The organism is Thermoflexibacter ruber (genome assembly GCF_900113045.1).
GTDB lineage: Bacteria > Bacteroidota > Bacteroidia > Cytophagales > Thermoflexibacteraceae > Thermoflexibacter > Thermoflexibacter ruber.
This window is the reverse complement of record NZ_FONY01000072.1, coordinates 1-10,425: the sequence shown is the minus strand read 5'-3', so window position 1 is coordinate 10,425 and position 10,425 is coordinate 1. Positions and strand designations below refer to the sequence as shown.

Here is a 10,425-nt window from a genome sequence, read left to right as displayed (position 1 = left end):
TTCTTGACTATTTTATACCAAGCCTTCTCAGAATCGCAAACCATTTGACCGACAAGATTTAGACAAATCACTTCACTATCCGAAAAAGTTGGTTTAGGTCCCGAACGTTCAACTAACTGACCGACTTCTTTGTAAATTTCATCTATAATGAAAAAAGTAAGGGTCAGAAAATCTGATAAATTTAACTCTTTTATATTATCTTTGAATACTGAATCAATTGCGATTTGGTGCATAGGTTATCTCTTTTTATGGTTGCACCTTAGAGATAACCTTTTTTACTGAAAATTCCAAACTAGCACAATCGGTTAAAATATTGATTGTTTTCATAAAATAAGAGATTTAAGTATTTTGAAAGAGAATATTACTACCAATATGTTTTTTGTATGATAGTAATATTCTGTAAAACTAAGAATGTGTTTTGCCACTTCTCCCCTGATGTCCGTTTCCTCATTGGTAGCAGTAAATACCACTTGGCAGTTTAGGTTCTCATTGCTTGCTATCAGCTTCTCTATCTCTGCATGAGTTTTGGCACAAGGTGGACAGAAGGGATTAGTAACCATAGTAAGCGTATTTTCTTTTTTCCTATTTTCTGCGTAGTTGCTTTCCCAGACTGCTCATTTGCTTCCGCAACCAAGATAGTCCCTTTGTAAGTTTTGGCAAAGTCTATGAGGCTTTCCCTCTGTAAACCTTTCTTATCATGTAACCATTCTATAGAATCATGGCTTACTTTCTGTACTAAACCATAGCTACCCCCATCTATTTTCAAAAAGACTAAGAAAGGCGTAGGCACTTCTGCTAACTGCTCTACAGGCATACTCAAAGCCACATTTTCTATCTTCAGAGTTTCCAAAGCATTGCTCAAGGCAAAAAGGCTCGGATACTCAGGCTGATGGAGCAAGGTTTCTTTTAAGGTTTTCTTTGTAACTTTTCCCTTGATTGCCTTTACCAAGGCATACAGAGAAAAGACCGCATTTTCTTCTTGGGTGAGGAGCATAGGTGTAAAGGGTTAAGATGGAACTGATTGTTTTGGGTGCAAGTATATTTTATTATTGTAAATAATTCATTTACTGATTAATAAGTCTATCGTTTTTTCCATTATTGCAAGTTTATCTGTACCAGAACCTTGTGTGCAATATTGAAATAAACCATCTTTATCAATAATGATGTGAGTTGGATAGGTATTAGTCATATATAATTCGTTTGCTATTTTTCTATTAGAAGACTTAAAAGAATGCCCTAAGGTTTCATAATCATAAGCGGGACATAAAGTATATTGCCATTCAAAGCCCTTTTTTTCTAATAAAAGTGCTTGCAAGTATTTTAATCTCTCCTTATCATTACTGCTTGAAATTGCTAAAAAAATAATTTCTTGGGTTTGATATTTATTGACTATTCTATTCAAATCAGGTATTTCTGCAATACAAGGAGGGCATTCAGCAAAAAAGAAATTAATGACCACTATTTTACCTTTCAAATTTTTCAGTTCAATAGTATCACCTTGAATAGTAATTACTTTGAAATTATGGGCAGGAGTTCCTAATTGATTTTTTTCTTCAAATAATTTTTGTTTTACCTCGGTTGGATAGAACATATAATAGGGTGTTTGAGCGTAAATAAATACAGCTAACAAAGAGGAATAGATATAAAATATAAAGAATTTTATCATATTTTCACATAGTATTAAATAAAAGATTTAAAATCAATACCCAAAATAAATAGAATAAACTGTTTAGCAATGGTAATTAGATAGATTATGCTTTCTCAGAACCATGCTAAACAGTATTTGCAAAAAATTTACAATTGCTCGCAAGTTCCATTTCTAAAACCTGTATCAAGAGCTATTTCTTGAGGACTGTCATAGTTGAAATATAATTCATCTTGACCTGTATCCTCATTTCTACATATCCAATTTGCTCCCCCCTTCACCTGTTTCATTTGCTCCTTAGTCATTTCAAACTGTGCGAATTTTTCTTTTAAAGTTTTCATTTTTTTAGATTTTTTTAGTTTTTCAAATCATTTATCATAAAACCCTACACTTGCAAGTATTTGTCGTTTTACTTGATACAAAGTACGGTAACTTTTTCAAAAAACTCTGTATCTTATAGTGGGTATTATATGAATTAGATGAATATTTTATCAATAGGATTCATAAAATTTAACATAGAAAATTTTAGGTATCGGTACGACGAACTACATCTTGCAAGATTGCACTATCAGTAACACCCAAATATACTTAGTATTAGATATGGATTGTATCTTTATAAACATGGATAGCAAACTGTTACAAATCAAAATATGCCCTCATTAATAAAGCTAAAAAAACTATGGTCGGTAAAAATAATATGGTCTAAGACAGGTATTTCCAAAAACTTTCCTGCTTCTTTGAGTTTTTGAGTAAGTTGGAGGTCTTGAGAGCTGGGCTTGAGATTGCCTGAGGGGTGGTTGTGAATCAGAATCAGCGCACTGGCTAAGCGGTCTAATGCCGCTTTGAAAATCAGTTTAGGGTCAGCTATTGTACCTGCTACGCCTCCTTCGCTGATTTTCTCAACTTTGATAACCTCGTTGTTCCGATTGAGTAGCATCACCCAAAACTCCTCTCTGTGAGCATCTAAAAGGTAAGGACGCATTACCTCATAAGCATCAGTAGCGGACAGTACTTTTTCTCTTTTCTGAGGCTCGCTTTCTTTGCGTCTTCGTCCAAGTTCTAACGCACTGACTATGGTAATGGCTTTTGCCTCTCCAATTCCCCTGAATTTCATCAAGTCTTTGACAGAAAGTTTGGCAAGTTCATGCAAATTGTGATTGACCGAAGCCAAAATCTGCTTTGCCAAATCTACCGCACTGACAGATACTGTTCCCGAACCCAGCAAAATCGCTAAATGCTCTGCATCGGAAAGTGCTGCCTTGCCTTTGAGCAGTAGTTTTTCTCTCGGTCTGTCGTCCTCTGCCCACTGATGGATAGGTGTATAGGAAGAAACATTATCTGCCATAGGTGAAAAGTCTTTAATTTTCGGATATATTGGTAAAAATATAAAGACTTTCCTAATTTTGCCTTAAATCACAAAGTAAAAATATGCTACCAGACTTACCTTTGAATATTCAAAATCAAATCCTGAATCGTCAGCAAACGATACAAAAAATTCGCAGGATGGCTTATGAAATTTATGAAAGAAACTTAGAAGATGAGGAAATAGTTTTTGCTGGCGTTTACGACAGGGGCTATCTGCTTGCAAATCTCTTATATATTGAATTTCAGCAAGTTTCTCCTATCCCTGCCCATCTCGTTACCATTACACTGGACAAGTTTGCCCCCACGCAAAGCGAAGTAAAACTGGACTGCGAGATAGATTTTGTCAAAGGGAAAACCATTATTTTGATAGATGACGTACTCAATACAGGGAGAACTTTTGCCTATGCCTTACGACCTTTTTTAAAGACTGAAATCAAAAAACTACAAACAGCCGTTCTTATAGACAGAGGTGGGCATCAGTTATTTCCACTTTCTGCAAATTACTCTGGTTATGAGCTTTCTACTACCATTAGACAGCATATACACGTAGAGCTTGCTGATGAGGAGAAGTTTGGGGTTTATCTATATTAGAATTAGCTAATTGTCAGCTTGTTAATTCCCATGCTTTTACCCATTGCTGATGGTAGTTTAAAGAATTAATTTAAAAGATTACTTCTTTTTTTTGAAATAAGGTAAAAATTTAGCAGGTTTGTTTGTTAAATATCAATTAAAAACAATCAACTAAATCTACTTATTTGTGTTTAACAGTTTTATTTTTACACTAAATTTTTCAAATCTAATGAAAACAACCTTTTTAAAATTAGTATTTAGTCTGTTTTTTGTTGGTTTATTTTTAACTGACTTTGCTTATGCACAAAAAAGTCCAAGAACCTCTGTTTCAGAGGAAGTAGGAAGTGGTAAAGTTACCATAGACTATAGCCAGCCCTCAGTCAAAGGAAGAGAGATTTGGGGCAAATTAGTGCCTTATGACAAAGTTTGGCGTACAGGAGCGGACAAGGCAACAACCATAGAGTTTACCAAAGACGCAACTGTAGAGGGGAAAAAATTGGCAGCCGGCAAATATGCACTGTTTACTATCCCTACTCAAAACGGGGAATGGACAATTATTTTCAATAAAACCGCAGACCAATGGGGTGCGTTTGGTTACAAGGAGGCTGACGATGCTCTAAGAGTAACTGCCAAAGCAGGAAAATCAGATAGCTTTACGGAAAAAATGACTTTTACAATAAGTAAAGACGGCATAGTAACTCTTTTATGGGAAAATTTGAAAGTAGGTTTTAAGGTAACTCAATAAACTTGAAAGTCCCTTGTTAAAAGTTCCTTGTTTTTTGCTACTGTTTTGTGCTGTTTTACAAAATTAAACTCAAAACAAGGAACTAAAACTACTTGCTTGCTGATAATAAACAATTATGTAGATTTGATTAATTAAAAAATTATTTGTAATATTACTTTTTAAAAATATTTTTAACTTAGGTTGATTTTCTTTTATGACCAGATGCTATGAATAGAAAACTACTTAAAAACATTATAACAAACAACCACAACAACGACTGACACAAATGAGTAACTCGATTTCACCTTACGGATACGCAAAAGACGGGAAGGTTTATCTCAATGGATATCTTAACTTTCCTACCAGAGAAATAGGCGTAGTCAAAGAAAGTGAGCAAGCAAGCATCCAATACTTTACTAAACGCTTCGACTTAGCAAAAGAAAAGGTAGAACAACTTGCTAAAGCTGTCAATAGCACCAATAACAAGGGTTCTTTCCTGATGAAACTCATTCACTTGCGAGAATATTTAGCCAGCTTTGATGGCTTGGGAGACTTTCCTTCTCTGTTCCAAACCTTAGACGCACTCGAGGCAGACATTCACTCATACATAGAAAAAAATCGCGCTAAAAATCTTGAAATCAAACAATCCCTTCTTAGAGAAGCAGAAGAATTCAAAAACAATCGAAATTGGGTAGCAGTTACTAAAAAGTACAAAGAGCTAAAACTCAAGTGGATAAAAACAGGTAGCGCGCCAAAAGAAAAAGAAGAAGTATTGAATGAGAAGTTTGATGCTATCGTAGAAGGATTTTTCCAACAGCGTAATCGCGCTATAGAGGAAAGACGTAATGCCATACAGAAACGCATAGAAAGATATAACTATCTTTTAGAAAAACTTAAAAATATCAATCAAAATCCACCTGAGAACGCGCTCCAAGTAGTCAAAAAACTTCAAAATGATTGGAAATTGGTAGGGCGAGTTCCTAAAAAAGACATTATCAACTTAACGAATGCCTACAAAGCTGAGATAGGTAAATTCTTCAGCAAACACAAGCAACAATCATTCAGAAACCCTGCTGACCGCAAACGCGATATATGCGATAGGGTAGAAAAAATGCTCGAAATGGACGAGCCACCCATAGAAGAAGTAAAAAGCCTACAAAAGGAATGGCAGAGATTGGGTAAAACCAAACACCCTAACGATAAGGAATTTAACACCAGATTTAAGATAGCTTGTAATGAATTGTTTGAAACATACTTTTTAAACAAACAGGCTCGCTATAAATACGAGTCTTTTGACGAAAAAACATTTTTTGAGCAACTTAAAATAAAAATTAGACTCATTAAAGAATCTATCAAAAAAGATGAAACAGAACTGAGCCTGATGAATGAAAAGAACAAGCGGAATCCTAATTCACAGCAAAACCAGAATTTTGACATAGAACGACTAAATCAGATAAATAAACTTAAAACAAAACAACGCATCTTGAAAAAACTCCAAGACCAGTTGTTGGCTAATTATTAGCAGAAAAATTGCTTTTTTTTCTTTCGTTTTCTACTTTTGCAACCTTTTTACCGTAATCAAAGCAAAACCATTTTTATGAGTATGAAAGACAACTTTTCTACGAAAAATAAGTTTGCTATGAGTAGAAAACGTAATTACCAAAACTTGCAATCAAATAAAAAAGGAGGGAAAATATGTACTGGACACTTGAATTAGCTTCTTATTTGGAAGATGCTCCATGGCCTGCAACAAAGGAGGAGTTGATAGACTATTCTATTCGCTCAGGTGCGCCTTTGGAAGTAGTAGAAAATCTACAAGAGTTGGAAGACGACGGACAGCCCTATGAAAGCATAGAGGAAATTTGGCCTGACTATCCGACCAAAGATGACTTCTTCTTCAACGAAGATGAGTATTAAAATGCAAGCATCTTACTGAACACTATACGCAGATGAGGAAATATTCTTCATCTGCTTTTTTCTTTCTAATCTACTCTGCCCTGCTTTTCCAAGACTACATAGCTATCTTGTACCTCCATAGCTTGGTAAATAGTGTTGTGCATTTTGTTGCGAATGTTCTCGTTGTTGAGTTTGCGGTTGTGAGCATGAGGATAGCTTTTATTTGTCAAGAAAATAAATACTAAATCATATTTAGGGTCTATCCAAACACAAGTGCCCGTAAAGCCCGTATGCCCATAAGTCAGCGGAGAACAATAGCCCGATGAGGGACCTCCAAAACCTCTGATTGGCTTGTCCCAACCTAAGCCTCTGCGATTGGCTTCAAATTGTCGTTTTTCAGTGAAAAAAGGAATGGTATTCTCTTCGTAGTATTTTTTCCCTCCATAAAAACCATTTTGCAGGTGCATCTGTGCCAAAATAGCAAGGTCATTGGCATTGCTAAATACTCCTGCATGACCAGCTACTCCGCCCGCCAGTGCCGCATCAGGGTCGTGGACATGCCCCTGCACAATGCCTTTACGGAAATGATTGTCCTCCTCCGTAGGGGCAATTCGTTCTTTTGGAAACTTTTGCAAGGGTAGGTAGGTCATAGTACTCAATCCCAAAGGTTTATAGAATTGATTTTCAACAAATTGATTGATTGGCTGTTGTAAGTGTTTCTCTGCAATCTGTTTTAAAATATAAAAGCCAATATCGCTATACAAATAGCCATACCCATTAGCCGTTTTTTGTTTACGCAGAGCCAAATTTTTTGTCCATTGCCAAATAGAATCTTGAATAGAACTTAGTGCAAAGAGATTATCACTTATCTGTACGTTAAAAGAATCAGATTTGACGGTTCTCAAATAATTTTGTTTATACTCTTTTTTTAGCATAGTCTTCCACCAAAAAGGCTCCTGCTGCACCAAACCTGCTTGATGAATCAGAATGTCCCTTAGCACCAAATCCCCTTTATTTGTATCTTTTAGTTCAGGAAGGTGTTTTTCCGCTTTGTCTTGGATACTGATTTTCCCTTTTTCATGTAAGTACATGATTGCTTGCATAGTAGCCACTATCTTAGTCAAAGAAGCAAGGTCATAAATCGTATTATCATTAACAGCTTGCTTATTTTCATAAGTGAAATAACCATAATTTTTGCTAAATAAAACTGTCCCTTTGCGAGCTACTAATACTTGGCAACCCGGTGCCGCCTTCATATCTATCATCATTTTTGCAATCGTATCTATGCGAGAGAGCAAGCCACTATTTACCCCAACGCTCTCAGGGACGGAGGTATAACGCAATCTTTTGAGTGAGGGAACAAAATGCCCCGTTCCTTTGGGCAACTTCTCAGAAACATCAATAGGAAGTTTTGCTTGCGTGCTTACTGCTCCAAAAAGCAGCTGAGGCAGCAGCATTTGTGTAAGTGAGTTGTTCTCATAAGCACAAATTAGGTTATCTACTTCTTCATAGTCTTGGAGTAAGAAAGGCTCTCCAAAGACAGCCACTACTACTTCAATCTGTTCATTGGCTTGCAGGTTCTGAATAAATTTTTTAGCACTTGCACTCACAATATTATGAATACCGACAATGACCACCTTTTTATTTTGCACTTTTTCACAAAGTAAGTTGTAGAGTTGCGGATTGTCAAAAGCATTTTTATCTGTAATTGCATAGTTTTCAAAAGGAGCATACTTTGATAGAAAACGTTGAAAATCATTATCTTCCCCTGCTCCAATAGAAATAGAAGCAAAAGAAAGTTTTTCCAAGTCCATAAAGGGAATGATTTTGCTTTCATTCTTTACCAAAGTAATTGCCTGCTCGTAAAGTTTTTCATTAATTGCCTTAGTTTCAGCAGTATTCAACTCTTTGACTAAGTTTTCCAACTTCATAAATTTGTTAGCAAAAAGCCCTGTGGCAAATTTAGCTTTCAAGGCATTGTGCAGTTTATTTTCAATTTGTCTTTCAGAAATCTTGCCTTCTGCCACAGCTTTCTTTATTTGCTCAATGCCTTCTACTACATTTTTTGTAATAATAACATCATGGTTTTCAAAGAGTTTAAGTATATCTGCTTTTTCATACTTTTGAGCAACTCCTTGCTTAATGACATGATTTAAGAAAGAAATGCCTATAAGATTATCTGCCTCCATACTTTCATAGTTTTGTAAGACATGAAGTACCCCTTTTTCAAACATTCCCTTGGCGTACCAATTATTAAAGGAATTGTCAAGTTGGGTATCGTGTAAGCCTAAGTTAAAGTGAACCCCTAACCTACGGCATTGACGAGCAACCTCGAAACCTGTTTGTATAATAAGTTCTTCATTATGAATTGCTTTAGTGGTGAGGAGTTTAGGAAATGCAAGTACACTATCTACAGCCTCTGCAAGCCCCATTTGGCTATTTACACCAATGAGCAAAGGAATACGGCTTTTCTTCTGATAGGTATTTATCACTTGGACTTGTTTAGAAGGACTATTTTTGGCAAGCAACATTCCTCCTAAATAATATTTTTGTATCAGCTGCTCTACCTCTGCTTCGTTCTGATTGGCATGTATAGAAGCTACAAATAGCTGACCTATTTTTTCGTCTAAGGTCATACCATTTGCAAGGCTATCAATCCATTGCTGTTGTTTCCAAATATAATCGAGGTAATTTGCCCGCAAAGGACTATTTTTTTTCTCTTTTAATTCTCTAATTTCTAATACGTTTAAACCGTTGCTTGGGCTGACTACTAAGTGTAAAAGCAATACTAATAAGCTAAAAGACACACTTCTGGGCATAAGGCAATGATATTAACGAGGTTGATGAATAAAAATAGTTTTAGTGTGCGTTGTTTTTCATTTTTGCGAAATATAAGTCATATTTACTGTGTTAAAAAATTTCTTTAATGAAAATTTTAAGAAAAATTTTTATACAAGCAAAACAATTTCAATACCAAAACTCATTTTTTCAACAGTTTTAACCATATAAAACAATTCCTATAGAAAAGCACGGCAAACTCAATACTCTTTCTACCCAATTCTCCAAACTTTTTACCTCTCTTTGTCATATATTCTCTATCACTTTTGTTGATTTTCATTTTTCATCACTTTCCCTATTGTACTTTTCCAAGAAGTTAATTGGATTATTAAAATATTTTCATGCTCTTAGTTTTCTTGCTATGTAATATATTATCTATTTTTTTACTATTTTTATGCTTATTCCTACTTATCTTCATTCCTATACCTAAAGCTAATGCAAATCATACCCCTCACATAAGTATTTCTACATGCTCTTTAATCCTATTTATTGACCTTTTATCCTATCTTTTTCTCGCTTTTGTCCTACTTTTTTCCGAAATTGTACTTTGACAAGATACCCCTTGTACTTTATTTATACCCCTTAATACACTTTTTATTATGTATGTAATTTTTAAAAGTTTTTGTAAATTATTTTGCAAAATACTTGACTTTCTCCTATTTTATGTGCTATCTTTGTAACATCAATTTACACAAAACAGAATAACGCTAACAACTCGTACTCCTTTTAAACTTTCTTTACTTCTAAACTTTTTGAATCTTAAATGCTTTAATACTATGAAAAATATTGTAAAACTTATCATCGCTTTCATCTGTGGCTTGACTATCGTAAATCTGGCTAATGCCGCAGAATTTGTTATCAAGGGGACTTATAACGGCAAAAATCTCTATCTCTACAATCCTCACAATGACGACCAAGATTTTTGTATCTCTGAGTTTTATGTGAACGGCGTAAGGTTCACCGCTCCTAAGTCCAGTGCCTTAGATGTGGATTTATCTCACTTGCTTACAGAAACCAATGTTACTATCAAAATCATTCATACCGAAGTTTGCGAACCTAAACTGATGAATCCTAATGTCTTGCGTAGAAATCAGGAATTTCATTTCTCTGCTTTGGAGATTGCTAAAAGTCAGTTGTCTTGGATTGGCAAGGGAGAGCAAAAGCATGGAGTTTATTTCATTGAGGCTTTCAAGCATGATTCTTGGGCTACCGTGAAGGTGGTGAACGCTCAAGGACATACCTCCAGCAATCCTTATGCAGAAGAAGTGGCTTTGCACTCTGGGGTAAACAAGTTTAGAATCCGCTATGTGAACAATCACGGCAAGATGTTTTTCTCTAAGGAAATAGTATATTTCTCTGACAAGGAATCTGTGAGTTTTTTCCCTAA

At 35.2% G+C, this 10,425-nt stretch carries 11 protein-coding genes; 5 read left to right on the top strand and 6 right to left on the bottom strand.

The window, feature by feature from the left end; all coding sequences use genetic code 11:
- The 5 genes from BM141_RS21335 to radC all read right to left on the bottom strand — a co-directional run.
- The coding region (locus tag BM141_RS21335; RefSeq protein ID WP_091549478.1) for a hypothetical protein at positions 1-233 on the bottom strand (233 nt) is incomplete at its 3' end.
- Between the two features lie 275 nt (positions 234-508).
- Entirely contained in the window at positions 509-994 is a 486-nt protein-coding gene (locus BM141_RS21330; RefSeq protein WP_091549477.1) for a cysteine peptidase family C39 domain-containing protein, read from the bottom strand.
- A 66-nt stretch (positions 995-1,060) separates the two neighbouring features.
- Positions 1,061-1,591 carry a peroxiredoxin family protein gene (locus BM141_RS21325; protein WP_177217499.1) on the bottom strand — a complete coding sequence of 177 codons (531 nt, stop codon included), beginning with the start codon at positions 1,589-1,591 and terminating at the stop codon, positions 1,061-1,063.
- A 203-nt stretch (positions 1,592-1,794) separates the two neighbouring features.
- Positions 1,795-1,986, bottom strand: coding sequence for a hypothetical protein (locus BM141_RS21320; protein WP_091549475.1), 192 nt, complete (start codon positions 1,984-1,986; stop codon positions 1,795-1,797).
- A 302-nt stretch (positions 1,987-2,288) separates the two neighbouring features.
- The gene (gene radC, locus BM141_RS21315; protein ID WP_091549474.1) at positions 2,289-2,990 is read right to left on the bottom strand and encodes a RadC family protein; all 702 of its coding nucleotides are present in this window, start codon (positions 2,988-2,990) and stop codon (positions 2,289-2,291) included.
- A gap of 83 nt (positions 2,991-3,073) precedes the next feature.
- On the opposite strand from radC, the gene BM141_RS21310 reads away from it, so the two are divergent.
- The 4 genes from BM141_RS21310 to BM141_RS21295 all read left to right on the top strand — a co-directional run bounded on the left by BM141_RS21310 (position 3,074) and on the right by BM141_RS21295 (position 6,221).
- Positions 3,074-3,601 carry a phosphoribosyltransferase family protein gene (locus tag BM141_RS21310; protein WP_177217498.1) on the top strand — a complete coding sequence of 176 codons (528 nt, stop codon included), beginning with the start codon at positions 3,074-3,076 and terminating at the stop codon, positions 3,599-3,601.
- 208 nt (positions 3,602-3,809) lie between these two features.
- The gene (locus tag BM141_RS21305) at positions 3,810-4,325 is read left to right on the top strand and encodes a DUF2911 domain-containing protein (RefSeq protein ID WP_091549473.1); all 516 of its coding nucleotides are present in this window, start codon (positions 3,810-3,812) and stop codon (positions 4,323-4,325) included.
- A gap of 265 nt (positions 4,326-4,590) precedes the next feature.
- Complete coding sequence (locus tag BM141_RS21300) at positions 4,591-5,826, top strand: DUF349 domain-containing protein (protein ID WP_091549472.1); 1,236 nt, start codon at positions 4,591-4,593, stop codon at positions 5,824-5,826.
- 173 nt (positions 5,827-5,999) lie between these two features.
- Complete coding sequence (locus BM141_RS21295; protein ID WP_091549471.1) at positions 6,000-6,221, top strand: DUF2795 domain-containing protein; 222 nt, start codon at positions 6,000-6,002, stop codon at positions 6,219-6,221.
- Positions 6,222-6,286: 65 nt separating this feature from the next.
- Here the strand turns inward: BM141_RS21295 and BM141_RS21290 are convergent, their stop codons facing one another.
- The gene (locus BM141_RS21290; RefSeq protein ID WP_091549470.1) at positions 6,287-9,019 is read right to left on the bottom strand and encodes a serine hydrolase; all 2,733 of its coding nucleotides are present in this window, start codon (positions 9,017-9,019) and stop codon (positions 6,287-6,289) included.
- 795 nt (positions 9,020-9,814) lie between these two features.
- Between BM141_RS21290 and BM141_RS21285 the strand changes: the two genes are divergently transcribed.
- On the top strand, positions 9,815-10,425 hold a 611-nt coding region (locus BM141_RS21285), incomplete at its 3' end, for a hypothetical protein (protein WP_091549469.1).